Annotated in this window: 14 protein-coding genes, 1 tRNA gene and 1 pseudogene; 6 read left to right on the top strand and 10 right to left on the bottom strand. The window is 60.5% G+C overall.

All coding sequences use genetic code 11. The annotated features are described in order from the left end of the window. Nucleotides 1–273: 273 nt before the first annotated feature. The 3 genes from acs (at nucleotide 274) to BCR55_RS12865 (ending at nucleotide 4,705) form a co-directional block, all read left to right on the top strand. Nucleotides 274–2,256, top strand: a complete 1,983-nt coding sequence (gene acs, locus BCR55_RS12855) for an acetate--CoA ligase (protein ID WP_006407944.1) — start codon at nucleotides 274–276, stop codon at nucleotides 2,254–2,256. A gap of 85 nt (nucleotides 2,257–2,341) precedes the next feature. Then, nucleotides 2,342–2,686: a DUF4212 domain-containing protein gene (locus BCR55_RS12860; protein ID WP_065494613.1), complete on the top strand. Its 345-nt coding sequence runs from the start codon at nucleotides 2,342–2,344 to the stop codon at nucleotides 2,684–2,686. A 3-nt stretch (nucleotides 2,687–2,689) separates the two neighbouring features. Beyond that, the gene (locus BCR55_RS12865) at nucleotides 2,690–4,705 is read left to right on the top strand and encodes a sodium:solute symporter family protein (protein WP_065494614.1); all 2,016 of its coding nucleotides are present in this window, start codon (nucleotides 2,690–2,692) and stop codon (nucleotides 4,703–4,705) included. A 170-nt stretch (nucleotides 4,706–4,875) separates the two neighbouring features. Here the strand turns inward: BCR55_RS12865 and BCR55_RS12870 are convergent, their stop codons facing one another. Then, nucleotides 4,876–6,129: an IS256-like element IS1356 family transposase gene (locus BCR55_RS12870; RefSeq protein WP_065494615.1), complete on the bottom strand. Its 1,254-nt coding sequence runs from the start codon at nucleotides 6,127–6,129 to the stop codon at nucleotides 4,876–4,878. Nucleotides 6,130–6,213: 84 nt separating this feature from the next. Here BCR55_RS12870 and BCR55_RS30745 point away from each other — a divergent pair. After that, a pseudogene (locus BCR55_RS30745) lies at nucleotides 6,214–6,456 on the top strand (transposase); the annotation flags it as partial. 87 nt (nucleotides 6,457–6,543) lie between these two features. On the opposite strand, the gene BCR55_RS32405 reads toward BCR55_RS30745, so the two are convergent. The 4 genes from BCR55_RS32405 to BCR55_RS12885 form a co-directional block, all read right to left on the bottom strand. Continuing rightward, on the bottom strand, nucleotides 6,544–9,129 hold the full coding sequence (locus tag BCR55_RS32405) for an AAA family ATPase (protein ID WP_175403816.1): 2,586 nt from the start codon (nucleotides 9,127–9,129) through the stop codon (nucleotides 6,544–6,546). A 53-nt stretch (nucleotides 9,130–9,182) separates the two neighbouring features. Beyond that, entirely contained in the window at nucleotides 9,183–9,323 is a 141-nt protein-coding gene (locus BCR55_RS33030) for a hypothetical protein (protein ID WP_175403817.1), read from the bottom strand. 110 nt (nucleotides 9,324–9,433) lie between these two features. Next, on the bottom strand, nucleotides 9,434–10,168 hold the full coding sequence (locus tag BCR55_RS12880; RefSeq protein ID WP_065494617.1) for a hypothetical protein: 735 nt from the start codon (nucleotides 10,166–10,168) through the stop codon (nucleotides 9,434–9,436). Next, nucleotides 10,149–11,789 (bottom strand): RNA-directed DNA polymerase, encoded by a 1,641-nt coding sequence (locus BCR55_RS12885; protein WP_065494618.1) that lies wholly within the window; start codon nucleotides 11,787–11,789, stop codon nucleotides 10,149–10,151. Before BCR55_RS12885 ends, BCR55_RS12880 begins: the two co-directional genes overlap by 20 nt. Nucleotides 11,790–12,151: 362 nt before the next feature. Between BCR55_RS12885 and BCR55_RS12890 the strand changes: the two genes are divergently transcribed. Then, nucleotides 12,152–12,751 carry a recombinase family protein gene (locus tag BCR55_RS12890; RefSeq protein ID WP_060261955.1) on the top strand — a complete coding sequence of 200 codons (600 nt, stop codon included), beginning with the start codon at nucleotides 12,152–12,154 and terminating at the stop codon, nucleotides 12,749–12,751. A gap of 62 nt (nucleotides 12,752–12,813) precedes the next feature. Here the strand turns inward: BCR55_RS12890 and BCR55_RS12895 are convergent, their stop codons facing one another. The 5 genes from BCR55_RS12895 to BCR55_RS12915 form a co-directional block, all read right to left on the bottom strand. Further along, a complete protein-coding gene (locus BCR55_RS12895) occupies nucleotides 12,814–13,683 on the bottom strand; it encodes a hypothetical protein (RefSeq protein WP_060261958.1) in 870 nt (289 codons plus the stop codon). Nucleotides 13,684–14,127: 444 nt separating this feature from the next. Next, nucleotides 14,128–15,045, bottom strand: coding sequence for an anti-phage protein KwaB (gene kwaB / locus BCR55_RS12900; protein ID WP_065494619.1), 918 nt, complete (start codon nucleotides 15,043–15,045; stop codon nucleotides 14,128–14,130). A 1-nt stretch (nucleotide 15,046) separates the two neighbouring features. Continuing rightward, the gene (gene kwaA / locus BCR55_RS12905; protein ID WP_060261962.1) at nucleotides 15,047–15,625 is read right to left on the bottom strand and encodes an anti-phage protein KwaA; all 579 of its coding nucleotides are present in this window, start codon (nucleotides 15,623–15,625) and stop codon (nucleotides 15,047–15,049) included. 464 nt (nucleotides 15,626–16,089) lie between these two features. Next, nucleotides 16,090–16,180 (bottom strand) — tRNA-Ser (locus tag BCR55_RS12910). 79 nt (nucleotides 16,181–16,259) lie between these two features. Continuing rightward, nucleotides 16,260–18,473: a TonB-dependent siderophore receptor gene (locus BCR55_RS12915; protein WP_065494620.1), complete on the bottom strand. Its 2,214-nt coding sequence runs from the start codon at nucleotides 18,471–18,473 to the stop codon at nucleotides 16,260–16,262. 263 nt (nucleotides 18,474–18,736) lie between these two features. On the opposite strand from BCR55_RS12915, the gene BCR55_RS12920 reads away from it, so the two are divergent. Further along, nucleotides 18,737–19,357 (top strand): HAD family hydrolase, encoded by a 621-nt coding sequence (locus BCR55_RS12920; protein WP_065494621.1) that lies wholly within the window; start codon nucleotides 18,737–18,739, stop codon nucleotides 19,355–19,357. Nucleotides 19,358–19,410: the final 53 nt, after the last annotated feature.

Here is a 19,410-nt window from a genome sequence, read left to right on the forward strand (position 1 = left end):
TCCGGAAGGCGAGTTCAGTTAGGATTGTAGGGTCGCGGCCGGCGGCGCGCCAAGCGCCGGCCGCCGCGTAAGTGACGGGTAAGTTGAAGCGCTTATCTTGAAACAGCCGGACCGCCGACCGCCTTCGTGTGCGTGACGCGGTGCAGCATCGTGCGCGACCTGCCGGGTCGCGCGCGGGTGAGTGGGAGACAGCGGCGCCGAGGCGCCGGCCAAGACGCGGCGCGCACGATCGCGCCGCCATGCAGAGGATTCATGTTCACCAAGGGGTAGTCGATGTCTGCGATTGAATCGGTTCTTCACGAAAGCCGCCAGTTTGCGCCTCCCGCGGCGCTCGAGAAGGCGGCGACCATTTCCGGCATGGAAGCCTATCGCGCACTGGCCGCCGAGGCCGAGCGCGATTACGAAGGGTTCTGGGCGCGCCTCGCGCGCGAGGGCCTCGCGTGGCACAAGCCGTTTACGAAGGTGCTCGACGAGTCCGATGCGCCGTTCTACAAGTGGTTCGACGACGGCGAACTGAATGCGTCGTACAACTGCCTCGACCGCCACGTCGAAGCCGGCAACGGCGAGCGCGTCGCGGTGATCTTCGAGGCCGACGACGGCACCGTCACGCGCGTCACCTATGCCGACCTGCTCGCGCGCGTCTCGCGCTTCGCCAATGCGCTGAAGAAACGCGGCATCGGCAAGGGCGACCGTGTCGTCATCTACATGCCGATGTCGATCGAAGGCATCGTCGCGATGCAGGCCTGCGCGCGCATCGGCGCGACGCACTCGGTCGTGTTCGGCGGCTTCTCCGCGAAATCGCTGAACGAACGGCTCGTCGACGTCGGCGCAGTCGCGCTGATCACCGCCGACGAACAGGTGCGCGGCGGCAAGACGCTGCCGCTGAAGAACATCGCCGACGAAGCGATCGCGATGGGCGGCTGCGATGCGGTGAAGAGCGTGATCGTCTATCGCCGCACGGGCGGCAAGATCGACTGGCATACCGATCGCGACCTGTGGATGCACGAACTGGCCGACGGCGAATCCGACACCTGCGCGCCCGAATGGGTCGGCGCCGAGCATCCGCTGTTCATCCTCTACACGTCCGGTTCGACCGGCAAGCCGAAGGGCGTGCAGCACAGCACGGGCGGCTACCTGCTGTGGGCCGCGCAGACGATGAAGTGGACCTTCGACTGGAAGCCCGCCGACGTGTTCTGGTGCACGGCCGACATCGGCTGGGTCACGGGCCATACCTACATCACGTACGGACCGCTCGCGTGCGGCGGCACGCAGGTCGTGTTCGAAGGCGTGCCGACGTATCCCGATGCGGGCCGCTTCTGGAAGATGATCGGCGATCACAAGGTCAGCGTGTTCTATACCGCGCCGACCGCGATCCGCTCGCTGATCAAGGCCGCCGAGGCCGACGAGAAAGTGCATCCGAAGAGCTATGACCTGTCGAGCCTGCGCATCATCGGCACGGTCGGCGAGCCGATCAATCCGGAGGCGTGGATGTGGTACCACAAGCACGTCGGCCAGGAGCGCTGCCCGATCGTCGATACGTGGTGGCAGACCGAAACCGGCGGCCACATGATCACGCCGCTGCCGGGCGCGACGCCGACGGTGCCCGGTTCGTGCACGCTGCCGCTGCCGGGCATCATGGCCGCGGTCGTCGACGAGACGGGCCAGGACGTGCCGAACGGTCAGGGCGGCATTCTCGTTGTCAAGCGGCCGTGGCCGTCGATGATCCGCACGATCTGGGGCGACCCGGAGCGCTTCAAGAAGAGCTACTACCCGGAGGAACTCGGCGGCAGGCTATATCTGGCCGGCGACGGCACCGTGCGCGACAAGGAGACCGGCTACTTCACGATCATGGGCCGCATCGACGACGTGCTGAACGTGTCCGGTCACCGGCTCGGCACGATGGAGATCGAGTCGGCGCTCGTCGCGCACGAGCTGGTAGCCGAAGCCGCGGTGGTCGGCCGTCCCGACGACACGACGGGCGAAGCGGTGGTCGCGTTCGTGGTGCTCAAGCGTGCGCGGCCCGAAGGCGAAGAAGCCGCGGCGCTCGCGAAGGCGCTGCGCGACTGGGTCGGCAAGCAGATCGGCCCGATCGCGAAGCCGAAGGACATCCGCTTCGGCGACAACCTGCCGAAGACGCGCTCGGGCAAGATCATGCGGCGCCTGCTGCGCTCGCTCGCGAAGGGCGAGGCCATCACGCAGGATACGTCCACGCTCGAGAATCCGGCGATTCTCGAGCAGCTGACCGAAGCGCGCTGATCGTCCCCGTCGCGCGCGTCGCGCGCATGAGCCCCTGCGCGGCCGTCCGGATTGTCCGCGCGGGGGCTTTTTGTCAAACAACGGCATGACCGTTCGCACCCGCCCGGCGCCCGTCGCGCCGCCGCCCGTTCCCGAGCCGCTCGCGCGCGCCCATGCGCGCTATTGGCGTTTCAACGTCGTGCTGATCGTCGTGCTGATGGCGATCGGCTTTTCGGTATCGTTCGTCGTGCCGTTCTTCGCGCCCGCGCTCGCGCACCTGCGTTTTGCCGGCTTCAGCCTGCCGTTCTACGTCGGCGCGCAAGGCGCGATTCTCGTCTACCTCGTGCTGATCGCCGTCTATATCGGGCTGATGCAGCGCGCCGATCGCACGCTGCGCCGCAGGTACGATCTCTACGCGACGCGCGCGGACGACCCGCGCGGCGGCCGCTGATTCATGCTCACGCATCGACTCATTCGCGCGTACGCGCTCTACACGCTCGGCTTTCTCGGCTTCGTGCTGCTGCTGTGGCGCATCGAGCGCGCGACCGGCTCCGGCGTCTGGATCGGCTACGTGTTCCTGTTCGTGCCGATTGCCGTCTATGCGGTGATCGGGCTTTTGTCGCGCACGTCCGATCTCGTCGAATACTACGTGGCGGGGCGGCGCGTGCCGTCGGCGTTCAACGGGATGGCGACCGCGGCCGACTGGTTGTCGGCCGCCTCGTTCATCGGCCTCGCCGGATCGCTCTATGCGACCGGCTACGATGCGCTGGCATACGTGATGGGCTGGACCGGCGGCTTCTGTCTCGTCGCGTTTCTGCTCGCCCCGTACGTGCGCAAGCTCGCGCGCTATACGATTCCCGATTTTCTCGGCACGCGCTTTTCCAGCACGGCAGTGCGCGCGCTCGCGGCTGGCGCGGCGATTCTCTGTTCGTTCGTCTATCTGGTCGCGCAGATTCAGGGCATCGGGTTGATCGCGACACGCTTCATCGGCGTCGATTTCGCGATCGGCATCTTCTGCGGCCTCGCGGGGATTCTCGTCTGTTCGTTTCTCGGCGGCATGCGCGCCGTCACGTGGACGCAGGTCGCGCAGTACATCATCCTGATCAGCGCGATCCTGATACCGGTGTCGCTGATCGCGATGAAGAACGGGCTCGGCCCCGTGCCGCAGTTCACGTACGGCAAGCTGATGGAGCGCGTCGCCGAGTACGAGGCGCGCGTGCGCGATGGGGCCGAAGAGCAGCAGGTGCGCGACGCGTACCGGCGGCGTGCGGCGCAGATTCAGACGCAGCTCGACCGGCTGCCGGGCTCGTATGCCGATGCGCGCCGACAGCTCGCCGATCAGCTCGCCGACCTGCGGCGTCACAACGGGCCGCTGCGCGAGATCACGCTGCGCGAGCGCGAACTCGCGGAGTTTCCCCGCGACCCGGCGGCAGCGCGCGTCGTCTGGACGCAGATGCGCGACGAACTGCTCGCGCGCGCCGAACCGCCGGTGCCGATGCACGAGCCGTTTCCGGCCGCAAGCGATGCCGAGCGCAAGCCGCGCGAACGCAATTTCCTCGCATTGCTGCTGTGCCTGTCGCTCGGCACCGCGAGCCTGCCGCACATCCTGACGCGCTACAACACGACGACGTCGGTCGCATCGGCGCGGCGCTCGGTCGGCTGGACGCTGTTCTTCATCGCGCTGTTCTATCTGAGCGTGCCGGTGCTCGCGGTGATGATCAAGTACGAGATCCTCGCGAATCTCGTCGGGCGGCCGTTTGCGGAATTGCCCGCGTGGGTTACGCAGTGGCATCACTTCGAGCCCGACCTGATCAGCGTGATCGACGAGATCCGCGACGGCATCGTGCATGGGGCGGAGATCCAGATGCAGCCGGACATGGTCGTGCTCGCCGCACCGGAAATCGCGGGGCTCCCGTATGTCGTGTCCGGGCTCGTTGCGGCCGGTGCGCTGGCCGCCGCGTTGTCGACCGCGGACGGACTGCTGCTGACGATCACGAATGCGTTGTCGCACGACGTCTACTACTGCATGGTCGCGCCCGACGCGACGAGTCAGCGGCGCGTCACGATCTCGAAGGTGCTGCTGCTCGGCGTCGCGTTGTTTGCTTCGTACGTCGCGTCGCTCAATACCGGGAAGATCCTGTTTCTGGTCGGCGCGGCGTTTTCGCTCGCGGCGTCGAGCTTTTTTCCGGTGCTCGTGCTCGGCGTGTTCTGGAAGCGCACGACGACGCGCGGCGCGATCGCCGGGATGGTGACGGGGCTGGCGGTGTGCGTCTATTACATCGTGTCGACGTATCCGTTCTTCACGCAACTGACGGGCTTTGCCGGGCCGACGTGGTTCGGGATCGAGCCGATCAGTTCGGGCGTGTTCGGCGTGCCGGCCGGGTTTGCGGTGGCGATCGTCGTGAGCCTGCTCGATCGGCGGCCCGACGACTATACGCGGGCGCTCGTCGACTATATTCGGCACCCTTGAATGCGCGAGGCGGGGGCTGCGTACGCCGGAAAGAGAAATGCCCGCTTGCGCGGGCATTTCGGATCTGGCGGAGAGAGGGTCCGTCTGCGTTGAATTCATCGGCGTTCATCAAAAATCACATGACATCGCTGGGAGGTATCCGGAATTCCGTGTGTGAGGCGGGTTGAGATTCAGATTCCAATGTTGAATCGTTCGGGGTAAAGCAGCGCGAACTGGGTCATCGCGCTCTTCCAATCGTGCCGAGAGCCGGTCCACTTGGCCACGACGTTGCGCAGCGCCAGCCAGATCAGTTTGAGCGCGGCCTCGTCCGACGGGAAGTGGCCGCGCGCCTTGATGATCTTTCGAAGCTGCATGTGCAGCGACTCGATCGCGTTGGTCGTATATATAATTTTCCGGATGTCAGGCGCGAAGGCGTAGAACGGAATCACCTGATCCCAGGCCCGGCGCCAGAGCGCGGCAATCGGTGGGTATTTCGTACCCCACGGGCTCGTATCGAACGCGTCCAGCGCCACGGCGGCCGCTTCGGCCGACGGTGCCCGATAGACTTCTTTGAGCGCCGCCGCGACCGATTTCCGGTCCTTCCAACTGGCGAAGTCCAGCGAGTTCCGGATCAGATGCACGATGCAGGTCTGGACCGTCGTTTCCGGGAACACCGTGTTGATCGCTTCCGGGAAGCCCTTCAGGCCGTCGACCACGGCGATCAGAATGTCCTGCACGCCGCGCAGCTTCAGGTCGTTGACCACCCGCAGCCAGAACTTGGCGCCCTCGGTCTGCTCGATCCAGAGGCCGAGCACGTCACGTGTGCCGTCGCGGCGCACGCCCAGCGCCAGGTAGATCGCCTTGTTGCGCACCACGCCTTCGTCGCGGATCTTGACTCGCAAGGCGTCGAAGAACACGACCGGGTACATCGGCTCGAGCGGTCGCTGCTGCCACTCGCGTACCTCGTCGATCACGGCGTCGGTCACCGTGCTGATGAATTCCGGCGACACCTCGATGCCGTACATCTCCAGCAAGAAACCCTGAATCTCCCGCACGCTCATGCCGCGTGCGTACATCGCAATGATCTTGTCGTCGAAGCCCGTGAAGCGTCGCTCGCCCTTGGCGATCAGCACCGGATCGAACGTGCCTTCGCGGTCGCGCGGAATCTCGACGTCGAGCAGATCATCGTCGGTCGCGATGCGCTTACGGCTGGTGCCGTTGCGATGGTTCGTGCGGCCCGCCGGCTTGGCATCGCCCTTCTCGTAGCCCAGGTGGTGGGTCAGTTCGCCGCCCAGCGCGCGCTCGAATATCGCCTTCTTCAGGGCCGCGAATTGCTCGTTGATCGAAGCCCGATCCAGCGTTCCGGGCACCAGTTGCTTGATGAGTTCCAGGTTCAAGCCCTTGCCCGGTTCTACCGGCACTTCTTCCTTGCGTTTGCGTGGCATAACGTGGCTCCTTGGCCATCAGTTTATGCCTCACACACAAAAGTTCGGATAGGCTCGCTGCGAGACGCTGCAATCGGTCCGGCCTTCATCGCGCCCGGCAGTCCGTGGCAAAACGGATTCGTCGAAAGCTTCAACGGTAAGCTGCGTGACGAATTGCTTAACCGCGAATGGTTCCGCAGCCGCGCCGAGGCCAAGGTGCTCATCGAACGATGGCGGCAGTTCTACAACGAACACCGACCCCATAGCGCCCATCGCTATCAACCTCCCGCCACGGTTCGTCGAGCCTGGCTGGATTCCGATAATATCGACGCGAGACTCATTGCGTGATTGGTCACAAAATTCCGCCTCAGGTCAACATTGCCAAATTGATAGTGTCGTTGCTGGTACAGGCCGAGTCGTCTATTTCCGCTCGTCCTAAGCCACCGCGCGTTTATCAAATTCTCCAATCCAATCAATCATCAAATTGAGATCATCGGACAGTTCGTCAACGCCAGGCAGATTCGCGTCGACTTCATCGGACTGAGAATGTTCAAACTTAGAATACTTCGTCATCATCTGATCGACGAGCACACAATCGTCTTGAGTGATCTTTGCCAGCGAGCGAATCTGTTGAGTCTGAACGGAGCGCCGAAATCTTTCGATTAAGCCGTTCAGCATGACCTTTTCGACCGACCGCTCGACTAGTATTCGAAAATCGCCGCAGACTGCCTTCATCTCATTGTCGTAACCCACATCGCCCGCGTCCAAGAGCTTCCGCAAAACGGGTAACCGGTGATCGCGCAGCTTCGTGAAACCTTTATCCGGACGCTCCCTTCTCACATCAAGCGTATCTACCACACCGACCAGTGAGCCCAGACGCCGCAATGATACGAACGCCCGTGACGGGAACGCACCTCCTGTGGCTGCTGCGTTTTTGCTGGCCTTGTCCAATGCATCTTCCAGAAGAGCCAGCAATGAAAGCCTATGTGTGAAAACGATCACCTGCCGTGTACGCGACAATTCAACCAGTCGATCAGCAACGCGCTCTTCAAACTCCTGGTCAAGGGACGAGATTGGGTCGTCAAAAACGAAAGGCGTTGGTTGCCCCGAGCCCGTGATGTCAGCAAGGAAGGCTGCTAACGCGACGATCCGACTTTCTCCCTCACTCAGAACGGCATGCGCCGCAGCGTTCTGTTTCGTATCGCGTAGCGTAAGCGTAAACGAGATTCGGCCCTTACCTTCTTGCAGTGGCTCCGGACTTACGAGAAGACGCTTTCCACCAAGCGCCGATATTTCCGCTATGAAACGCTCCTGATAGCCTTTCGCAAGCTCCTCGTCCGCCAGGTCGTTTTTCTTACGGGTGAGTGCATGCGTGCCCGCCAAGCGAATGGCATCTTCAATACTACGGATTACGCCTCTCCGTTGAATTTCAGCTTCCAGAGCCACTTTCTGCTGCGCCATCCATTCGCGCGCACGTAGCTCCTTCAATGCTTTTTCATGCTCGGCCTTTTTTCCGTCTTTTTGCAACTCGGTCAGGAGCGCTCCCTCTTTCCCCAGCGATGCAGCGAGAGTCGCCATTCCGTCATCCAATTGCGTCCAGTTGATAGAGGGCACGTCGGCTTCGACAGCGGCTGTCTCGGCCGCCGCGCGGCGAGCTTGAATGCTTCCGAGCAAACCATCGGCATCGGTTGCCTCAATCTTCAGCAGACCGACATCCAACCGCCATTTTTCGGTCGACGGTAGTACGGGCAAAGCCTTGATCAAAGTATCGCGCAGTTTCTCGGCGGTCTTCGCGCTAGTTTCAAGCCCACCTTTTACATAGGCTTCAAAATCCGAAAGCCTACTGCGTGCAGCTTCATCGAGTGGTTGCTGACACAGGACGCATCTATCCTCGCTTTCATCGACCGCAGGGAACGATCGCTTCGGGTAAGCCTGTTCTTCGGAATACTGCCGTGCCTGATCCCACATCAGGCGCCAGCTTTGTTTGCCGACTCCATCGAGCGGCGCGTTAGCAAACACCCGCTCTGCATCGTCAGTTGCAGCCTTCCGCTTCTCAGCAGCATCGCGTCGGGCATTGATAACTGCGAGGACCTTTTCGTCAGACAGCGCATCACGAAGGCTCTTAACTTCGCTTTCGAGTTGTGCGAGGAGTCTCTTCTGACGCTCCAGTTCCTTCAGGCGGCCAGAGATGTCCTGCTGCTTCAGGCTATTCTCGATCTTGAGTCGTTCTTCCGCATCTGCTTCCGTCCATACACACGCAGTTTCGACGGCATCCCGCGTTGTCGTGGGTTTAATCGCCGCCCAGAATAGTCCGGCTTTAGTGTCCGTGTGATCTGGGGGTATGTGGGGAAGTTTTGTTGGTAACTCGTTCTTCCGTCGCGTTAACTCAGCGACCACACGTTCTGATATTTCGATTAGCGCCGAGATGAACCGCATGCGGCGCGGTTCATAAGACGCAACATTCTTGTCATTAACGTATGACGCGGCGACAGCTGAATCGAAAACGTGGATATGCCGGAGCTTGCCCGCAGGTCCTGTTGCTGCTGTCCACGCGACGACCTCAGGAGTGCCATTGTGCATAACCACGAATTCAGCGGAAGGCGCGATGGGCTTCGCTTGAAAGACGTTGGAAAGAAGGTCTGTTCGCGTTCGCGCGCCACACGCGTTTTTGACCAGCCGCGCAAAACCCGACTTCCCAGCTCCGTTCGGGCCATAGACTATGGCGAAATCCTTGTTGTCGAAATCGAGCGTAGCGTCCTGCCGGATAGCGTTGACTCCATTCACTTTCTCGATTTTGGACAATCTGATATTCAGCGCCGCGATCGCAGCAGCAAACGCGCCTGTAGGTACGTTCTCGTATACGGCGGCTTGATCTTTCGCCGCCTCGGCAAGACAGAGATCGGCAAGGGCGTTTATATCCTTGTCCTCAGGCGGTCGTTGCGAGCCGAGCAACCGTGCAGCCGCCGTTTGCAGCCAGCGCGGACGCTCGGCCAACCATTCTTCAAATGAGTCTTTACTCATCCTGTCCCCACGCGGTTGCGCCTTCGGCATACCATGCCGAACTGCGCGGACTCTTATTTTGTTTTTGGCTTGGTCTTTGTCGCGCCTTTGCGCTGAGAAAGATCGGAAGCCGCCACTTCCTTTTGCTTTTTGCTTGACTTCGGATCGCGCAGAATCTTTGCCGCGTCAGATGCAGCCTTTTTCCCCGTTGCCATGGTCGCCCCTTAGGATGTTCTCATTCGGCTGGTTCTGCCGACTTCTAATAAGCGTATGTCCTCGGACCTCGATTGACAAGAGCAACAACGATCGATGCTCGAACTCCGGCCTAGCGCAAGCGGTCGTCTCCAACCATAGACATAAAGAGCTGAAGAGCCTCGACCTTTGTTCGTCCAGCTCCGATGACATGCAAGATTTCGTCGAATTTGAACGAAACATAGTGACCCAAGCGCGGATTAAGCAGAATACCCTCCGACCACTCCTGCCCGCGATTCTCGACTGCCGCAGCGTATGCAAGCAACCAATACAGTACTACCTGTCGATAATCCGCGGCTGAAAAATTCCGGTTAGAGCATTTGACTTCAATAAGGCTAGACCCAGTCGAAAAGTCACCGCGGCCGGAGGAAACCCAACGAAGACCAGGTATAACGGGGGCGACGATGACAGGTTGCGCTCGCTCAGCCGCAAACTGACCGATGCTCGTGGCAATGTTCCGCCCAACCAACTCTGCGATAACTTTGTCTACGTCCGTGATCTCGTCGGGTAGCTCAGCGTCGAAGTATCGGCGCTGCCTCGCCAGCGCCACCCGCTTGCACTCTTCCCAGTTTGCGTTTCCGGACGTTAAAAGCATTTCGCCCGCCGCAACGCCGAGTTCGAACAACATTGCTCGGTCGAGGCTGCTTTGCTCGATCAACTCGGCGGAGATCGGCTGCATCCCCGAGGCAGAGCTTTTCCTTTTGTTCAGGTACGCAACAACCCCGGTGGTCAACCGAGGGAACACGGCGTCAAACAAACCGGGCACATCTCGCGCCACAGTCCGGGGGTCATGCAGTAGCTTGGGCATCGGAGCACCATCCTTCGTAAACCGACGCAAACGTCGCCTTGTCCTGCCGTTCTATTCCCAATTTGAGGGCGTGTTTAAAATTGAGTTCGACCTGGCGCCTGAATCCATCGCCCTGATCGCCAAACGAATCCGCTGCCAGCCAAACTAGCCGCTGGCATTCGGGGCTCATGCTCGACCAACTACCGCGGAGAGCAGTGAACGCAGCTCGGTCCTTCCAGCGCCGCCAGCACTCGATGCACCCTCGCTTCACCGTTTCAGACCGAGCGTGTTCATAGGTGCGCTGGACGAATGTCGCACGCTCAGTCGTGCGCCGCGCCTGAAGAGTTCGCAGATAGTGCAGTATGCTGGCCTCTGCCCGAAGTAAGTGAGAGGAATGGTCTGCGATTGCGTCAAGCATGGAATCAACTTGCGGCGCGATACTATCGAACGCTGGGTCCGCCCGCAGACCGGTTATCCCTCGCATGATCGTCGACCACGACCCCCGAAACGCGTGAAGGTTCTCCGGCGCGAGAAGCGTTGCTACAAGTTGAAGAGCAATTGCAGGTTGCTGAAGCTTTAACGTTCTACTTATTTGGGTGACGAGAAAGTTATCCGGCAGAGCTTTTTCAAGCTCTTGCGCCAGAATCGATTGAACCTCCAACGTCGCGACCGTCTCCTTCAGTGATTCATAGTCGTCGATGGCGGTGTCCGAATACGGATCAAAATGCAGGTCGACTGCCCGAAGTCGGGATGCACCGTCTTCGTCGCCGCCCAGTTGTGCCGTGACGTAGTCGACATAGTGCTTCGCCGTCAGCATGACGGTTTTGCCCCGGTTAAGAGTGAGGCCGTAGTCGGCCAGAGTGTAGGAAAGTACCGACAACGCTCGGTACGCGTCGGCGTTCGACGGTGCTATGAGCACATAGTCGTCAACGTACCGGAACCACCGGATTTCGCTGACGGTCATCCGCTGATCGACCGGATTCAAGAATAGTTCAGCCAGTACGCGCGACGCTTGGCCGCCGACAGGAAGCCCGAACGAACGGCCCGCCGAAAATTTTCCTAGTAACGCAGTGATCTGATTGCCAATCCGACCGTCAGGAAAAAGGTCGTTGATTGAGTTTTGGACGTAATGATGCGAAACATGCTCGTAGAAGCTGGATACGTCGGTCTGAACAACTATCGCGTCGTCAGGCATGCGGCGAACCTCAGCAACGGTAGCCTCTCGGAACGATCGCCACGAGAAACTTCTGTCAAACAACTCCTCGGTGCCGTCGCGTCGGAAGCGGTAGGAACGCGCGCGAGGGTCACGTTGGTCTTCCAGTGCGTCCGCTATTGCAACACCCAGGCCGTTGAAGTAGACGGACCAGAAGGGGTGGATTTTTGTCGTAACGCGAAACCCAGCCGATCCGGTGGGCGTGAGAAGGCGCTCATTGAAGACGCTTAGGGCGTCTATCTTGCGTTTGCTGTTGATTGCACCATCTCGTTGCAATTCGTCGAACAGGCTAAAAGCCACGTTCGCGAACTCGGCTTGTCGTTGCTGTACAAATCGAGTATCCAAATCAAACGGGAGAGTATCGTTGTCGCCGTGCGCGCCGATATCCGCCGCGGCGCGGGCAAAGTGTTGCAACGTGACCTCTGGCATTTTAACGCTCGCCTATTCTCGAGAAGTTGCGTCGCAGGGCAATGCCTGCGGGTGCGCAAAGTATACCCTTCCGATTGCTCGATCACGCGGGTAAGCATTCACGTCGTGATTGCGCTCGCGCCAACGCCAAGGCTTTCGAGCGAGTTCACCAGCTTGCTGGCGATCGTTCGGTCGCTGGGATGCTCGGGACGTTTTGCTGTATCAGACGGCGGATACTTCGGCTTAGCCGGGGAGAAGCAGCTCAATTGGGTACACGGTAACGAGCCAAGCGCCGGGGCGTTTGAGCTTGGATCGACAGGATCAATTGTTCATTTGATCCATGCTACAATTGATCCAGCATTTTAAATGATCCATGTAAAATCATGCGCAAACTGTACTACGGGCGGATTTCTACCACGGACGGCCAATCAGCCGTGAGCCAGTATGAGGACGCCAGAGCCCACGGCGTGCAGGACAAAGATGTTTTCATTGACGAGGGCGTGAGCGGCTACCACGTAGCTCCTGACGCGCGGGAACAGTGGCGCAAAGCCGAACACGATCTGCGGCACGGTGGCGTTCTTATCGTGCGCTGGCTCGACCGGATCAGCCGCCGCTACGACGAGTTGCACGCGACGATGCGACGACTTATGGAAATGGGCGTTCGTGTCGAATGCACGCTCAATGGAATGGTGTTCGATGGGAAGGCAGAAGACCCTATCGCGAAAGCAACCCGCGACGCGATTCTGGCGTTCATGGCCGCGCAGGGGGAAGCTGACTACCTGAACCGCGCCGAGATGCAGCGCCGAGGCGTGGCGATCGCGAAGGCGGACGGGAAATACAAGGGGCGAGCTCGAACGTACGACTACGCAGCCATAAAGGCCTGGCGATCGGAAACGGGCGCAAGTATTCGCGAGACGGCCGAGAAGTTCGGTATCGGAACGGCGACAGTCAAGCGAGCCTGTTCGGATTGTGCGCCGTCTTGACAGCTATTACATCAAAGCCGGCGCGAGTCGATAGTCTGCTCAGAGACCTCGAATCCGATGGCCTATAGCTGAGCTTGCAATCTCTCGTCTCGATAACGCCGAACGATTATGTACTTGGGCGAACTGCACCAGATAAACGGCCTGCCGCCTTCACGGACCGTACAGCGACCGGCAACGAGCACGTGCGCGCCTGCTAGATCATCCAGATCGGTGATATCGAAGGCCTGCAGAAAGTCTTCCACGATGTCTTCAAATACTACGACGCTTGCGCCGCTATACCGATCCGATGAGTTCAGCCAGAGTTTCCCGTCGGGTGTGCGCCCGGTCGTAGAAATGGGTCCCCAGTAAAGCGCCAGCGCATCATTGTGTCTTTCGGCGCGGATTTCATCAAAGCTGGCGACGATGTCTCGGACGGCCCCCTGAATGAGAACCTCACCGTCAGCCTTGTTCAATCGAATTTGTCGATCCGAATGACGGAAATCGGGGCTTTGTACAAGTCGCAGTAATATCCGGCGCAAAGTGAAGTGCTGCGACGCTTGACGGTCTGCTCCACGGAGCAGATATGTTCGTCCGCCACCTTCGCCGTCGCCGGTAGGGGGCGGCTGCACAGGCGTAACGTCAACATTGCCACCGATTTCTTGGTCGAGATCAACGACGATGAGGTCGCCGCTGGTCACCTGGCCTTCTGCGACTGAAGCCTCGTTGCGCGGCTCGCCGACGATGACATATTCCACCCGCAGATTGCATTGCGGCGTATGGTGGGCGCAAAAATGCGCCGGATGTCCGTGCGTACTTGGCTTTCTAAACCATGCGAACTCTCCGCACTCGACGCAGATAAGGTTGCGGCGTTCATCATCAAGTTGTTGAGCGGGGAGCGCAGCAAACTCTGCAGCCTCCCAGACTTTTCCGTTACCAGCTCGTGCGTACTGCATAATCCTCCCACCATCCGTGTGCGGGCAGTTCTACCGAACGACCCGACAACAATCGAACTCAAATGCGGATTGACGATGTGTGGCTCATTGGCATGGGCTCACGCTCAGGGCAAGCTGAGACTATGCGTATAACGCCCCTAAGTTTGTTATCGGCTGCTTCGTGTTGGGCTTGAGGGAGTTGCCCCAGCCTCTGCCTGCTGCGGGAGCATCGTGCAGGCAGATAACGCAGATAAAGCTCGGCGACATGAGCGCGCTGAAATGCGAGAGCGTGTGGTGTGCGGGTCCATCAGCCTCACCGTACTCAACGCGAAAGTCATTCCGAGCGGTAAGCGTCTCAACGATTGCGGCTTAACCACTGCTGGCGGTCTAATATTCAAGCGGGCAGGCTATCGGAGCATAAGTCATCGGTTCGCCAACGGGTTCGCTCCTGATGCCCTCCGCCCACTACATTTTGTTCTTAGCGAGCGTCTCGTATTCAAAAGCGGTCAGCCCAGACGTTAAGTAATCGTCGTTTAGCAGTTTGTAAAACCTCTTCACGCTATCGCGCGAAGAAAGGTGAAATTGACCGTCCACAATCTTGAGCCCGATCTTTTCTGCCTTCTGCGTTGCAAAAGCGAGTATCACGGCGGCGTCCAACCGTAGCACATCACTTTGTCCGGCACGCAGAATGTCGCGCTTCGGCGCGACGCAGGCCGCAAGATAACCCTTTACGTCATTGACAATCCCCATCTGCAGAATTGATTGAACAACTGACAACATGGCGCGCTCCGCGATCTCCGTAAACGAGAAAGCTTTCTCGAATTTCGAAAAATCATTTATATAAAACTCGCCATCAGCAAGGAGAACATCAAATCCCGGCGTTACCTTAATAAGATCACCATCGAAGATGGTGAATCTATTCTCCAGCTTATACAGCAGTATTTGATCCCGTCTGACAAGCGAAACAGGGTAGAACGTCTTGAAGAACACGACGGACTGCTGCGCAGACGCAATCTTTATCGCAATGCTGCGAATTTCGCCAACGTTGTTTTCGTTGAACGAGAAAAAGTCTGGTTCATCCTCGTTTTGCAACGCCTGGAGCTGAGCAAACTCTATAGGCTGCTCTTGCAGATCGTACATTACCAAGGCGTCGCTGCGCTGATCCATTTGCGACAAAAGCACGGTCTGTAACTCGTCGCGCTCAAAAAACTCACGAACGCTAGCAGCATAGTTCGCCAACACCGCATTTGTGGCTCGGTCATCAAAGTCAGCAAGCTTGTACATTCTGGCCGCCCGCGCCCCGAGGCCAAAATAGAGCTTCATGTTCACGCCATCTACGAAGATGGCGTCTAAGTGGTCTTTGAGTTCTTGTTTGGTCTTCATGTCAGATGCGCGTGGCCTTTCGTGCAAAGAAAATTTTCTTGTCCAGACGAAGTACGTTGACCGAATCACCAATCTCAATCTCCTCTCTGGAAATCAAGATCGCAGTGTTTCCCTGAGCTTTTACATTGAATATCTTGAAGCCTAGCAAGGATAACGTGGGGTTTGCGTAGAATAGGTCTGTTTTAATATAGATAGCACCGAGCAACAGCAACGTGATGGCAAGGTTTATCATCTGCCTCGGGCTATCCAAGCTAAATCCCACGAGAGGGATAACATAGGTCGCAAGAAAAACAAGATGCTCTGCGTTTTTGTCTTCTAGCTCTTCGATTTTAATCGGACCATCTTTTGCGCCTGATATGATCTTAACAAAGAGAGCATAGAAGATAGAAGACGCTGCAAGCATTGCGACGCAAACCAGTGGCAGAAGGTTTTTCAGTGCCAAAGTTGCTAGCGCTGGACGAGGCAGGAACGCGCAACCGAGACAGATGGTTACGTCGACATCCGCCTTATTAACAATAACAAGCACGAAGAGCAGCCACAGCGACAGGAGGTACATACCGACCTTAACGAGGCGGCTCATTCGAATCGATGCGACGTTCACTTGGACCCCGATGCCCCCGCATGAAAGGCGAGTGTTAGACAGAATTTTTACAGGAATTTAACACATTGCCGCCCATGATTCCTGCTTACTGCGAGGGCGAGGGCTTCGCAGAATAAGCGCGTCGAAAACTTCCATGAGCACGCGTGGACCGATGCGTTCGTTTGCTTTTGCTGGCTGATCGCCGTCTTGACCGGCGGTGCTCGACTTCACCGAAGAACGGCAAGGCACGTTCCGTAGCGTCAGCTATGTTGGCTCCTCTCCTAAGAAGGGACCGCTGGCAACATCGCCGCCGCTGCCGCTTTCTATCGGGATATGCGCTCGGTGGCTAAAAGCAGACGGCTCTTGTTCGATCCGCCCGGAGCAGCACTTTGATAGTCAGTTTGTGGGTCGGAAAACAAAAAACCCCGTAAATCATTGATTTTACGGGGTTTTCCACCATCATCTGGCGGAGAGAGGGGGATTCGAACCCCCGATAGGCTATTAACCTATACACGCTTTCCAGGCGTGCGACTTAAACCACTCATCCATCTCTCCGGGAAGACCGAGAGTATAGCAAACTCCGGCCGCGGTTCGCCACTCCCGCGCGATCCTGCGTGCCGGCCGGCCGAGCGCGTCAGAAATCGGTCGTCATCGACAGCCAGACCGACCGCGGGCTGCCTTGCGTCAGATAGCCGCCGATCGTCGAGGCCCAGTACGCGTGGTTCGCGACATTGCGCACCGTCGCGCGGAACGTCGTCTTCCGGCCGAACAACTCGGTTGCATAGCGCGCGCCGAGATCGACGCGGTCCCACGCGGGGATCGACATCGTGTTCGCGACGTCGAGATACTGCGGCCCGGTATGGATCCAGCGCGCGTTCAGCGTGAGGCCGCGCAGCAGCGGCACGTCGTATTCCGCGCCCGCATTGAGCAGGAACGACGGCACGCCGATCGGCCGGTTGCCGTCGCTCGCGCCGCCGGCGGTGTGCTGCAGCGTCGCGTCGAGGTAGGTGACGCCCGCGATCAGCCGCACGCCCTTCCACGGCTCGCCGTACACGGCCGTCTCGATGCCGCGGTGGCGCTGCGTGCCGTTCGCGGCGAACACGTTCGACGACGGATCGGTGTACGCCATCGGCTTTTCGATCTGGAACAGCGCAAGCGACGCGCCGATCTTGTCGGCGTCGTACCGGATGCCGGCCTCGTATTGCTTCGAACGATACGGCGCCAGCGACTGGCCCGCGTTGCGCGCGGTACTGGGCGCGGTCTCGCCTTGCGCGAGCGCTTCGCTGCGGTTCGCGAAGATCGACACGTTGCGCCACGGCTTCACGACGAGCCCGAACACGGGCGTCGTGACCGCGTCGCTGTATGCGGCCGACAGCGTGCCCGTGTAGTCGAAGTTGTCGACCGAGATCGATTGGCGCCGCGCGCCGATCGTGAACAGTACGCGATCGCCGAACAGGCCGAGCGTGTCCGATACGGCGACGCTGCGCAGCCATGTCTTCGCGACCGTCCCCGGGTCGCCCATGTCGCCGCCCGCATACACGGTCGCGGGAAAGGCGACGGGCGCGGGATCGTCCAGCGTGGTCGGAAACGCGCTCGACATCGTGTATGCGGACTGGCTCTCGATCCGGATGAACGAGGCGCCGGCCGTCACGAAATGCGTGACCGGGCCGGTCGCGAAGCGGCCGCGCACGCCGGCTTCGGTGGACTGCGCATCCTGCTTGTACGGCACGCTGAGCCGCGAGCCCGTCGTGCCGGCGCTCGTGTAGGTCGGCGTGTAGTAGTCGCCGTGTTCGTTCGTGTGCCGCGCGCCGGCGGCCACGTAGGCCGTCCACGCGGGCAGGAAATCGTATTCGGCGCGCACGATGCCGACCGTGTCCTCGAGTTCGCTGAAGCTCCACGGCTGCGCGTAGTTGTGCGTCGCGGACGGCACCGCCGGCAGCTGGTTGCCGCCGACGAGCACGGTCGGCCGCCCGCCGTCGATGCGCTGCCGCTGATAGAGGAAGTCGCCCGATACGCGCAGCTTGTCGCCGCGCCAGTCGAGCGAGACGGCCGTCACGTTGTTGCGGCGGCGTTCGTCGTCGACGGCCGTATCGCCGCCGCTGATGGACTGGTTCACGCGAATGCCGAACTGACCGTCGCTGCCGAAGCGGCGACCGACGTCGACGTGCGTGCCGATCGAGCCCGACACGGAGCCGTCGACCGTGACGCGCGTGAGCGGCTTGTCGTCCGCATGCTTGAGCTGCACGTTCACGCCGCCGCCGACGGCCGAGCCGTTCGGCGATGCGCCGTTCAGGAACGCGTTCGCACCCTTGAACACGTCGACGCGCTCGATCGCATCGGTCTCGACGAGCTGCCGCGGCGTGACGCCGTACAGGCCGTTCAGCGAAATATCGTCGCCGTCGAGCTTGAAGCCGCGGATCACGAACACCTGCGCGTAGTTGCCGTAGCCGGCCGCGCTGCGCACCGCGGGGTCGTTGTCGAGCACGTCGGCGAGCGTGCGCGCCTGCTGATCCTCGATCAGCTTCGACGTGTAGGTCGTCATGCTGAACGGCACGTCGCTCGCTTTCTGGCGGCCGAGCACGCCGAAATCTGCGCCGCGCGCGATCTGGCCGCCCGCGTAGGTCGGTGCGAGGTCGCCGGGCAGCGGTTCGACGGTGCCCGTCACGTCGATCGACGGCAGGACGGCGCCGTCGGCGGATGGCGCCGAGGCGGACGAACCCGCGGAAGCGGGCGCCGCGGCGGAGACAGCGGCGGCCTGCGCGAACGCAGCCGCAGGGACGGCACTCGCGAGCGCGATGCCGAATGCAATCGGCGTGAGACGCCGAACGGGAAATGAGGGTGTCGACATGGAACGCAAAACGGAGGTGATCGGTGATCCGTCCCAGGGCGGCAAGTCGGAATCCGGGCGGAAAGATCGGTCCGTACGATCGCGGACGCGTTGTTTTTGAGAAAGCGGCGCGGAGTTTAACGTAAACAAGAATCATTGTCATTTGACAATGAGACGTATCAGTATTTGGGATGGCGGGTGGGAGGCGGCGGTCGCCGATCGGCGCAACCGCGCGCGACTCTGCTATCTTCCCCGGCATCTCGTTGCCTGCTCACTGCCATTTCATGACTGACCGCATCGTCGCCGCGTTCGATTTCGACGGCACCATCACGACGTCCGACAGCTTTCGCCATTTCGTACGCGGATCCGTCGGCACGCCGCGTTTCGTGTGGGCGGCGCTGCGCGCGCTGCCGTGGCTCGTCGCGATGAAGGCCGGGCTGCTGTCGCGCGGCGACGCGAAGGCGAAGTTCGCGTGGTTCGCATTCGGGCCGATCCGCGAAGACGCGCTCGACGCGCTGGCGCGCACGTTCGTCGATACGTATCTGCCGCGCCTCGTGCGCCCCGAGATGCTCGAGCGCGTGCGCGAACATCGTGCGCGCGGGCATCGGCTCGTGCTCGTCAGCGCGTCGCCGTCGCTGTATCTCGACAAGTGGGCGCAGGCGGCCGGCTTCGATGCTGTGCTCGCGACGCGCCTCGCGTTCGAGCACGGCGTATTTGTCGGACGCCTCGACGGCGAAAACTGCTGGGGGCCGCAGAAGGTGGCGCGGCTGCGCGGATGGTGGGGCGAGCGGCCGCCGCAACGGCTGTTCGCCTACGGCGACAGCCGCGGCGACAAGGAAATGGCCGAGCTCGCGACCTGGGCGTGGATTCGCGGACGGCAGCCGATGCCGCCGATCGGCGACTGACGCGGCCGCTCACGCCGCGAGCGCGCGACGCTGCGCGCGCCGCACGCCGGGCC

This window comes from Burkholderia sp. CCA53 (assembly GCF_001685525.1).
Taxonomy (GTDB): domain Bacteria; phylum Pseudomonadota; class Gammaproteobacteria; order Burkholderiales; family Burkholderiaceae; genus Burkholderia; species Burkholderia multivorans.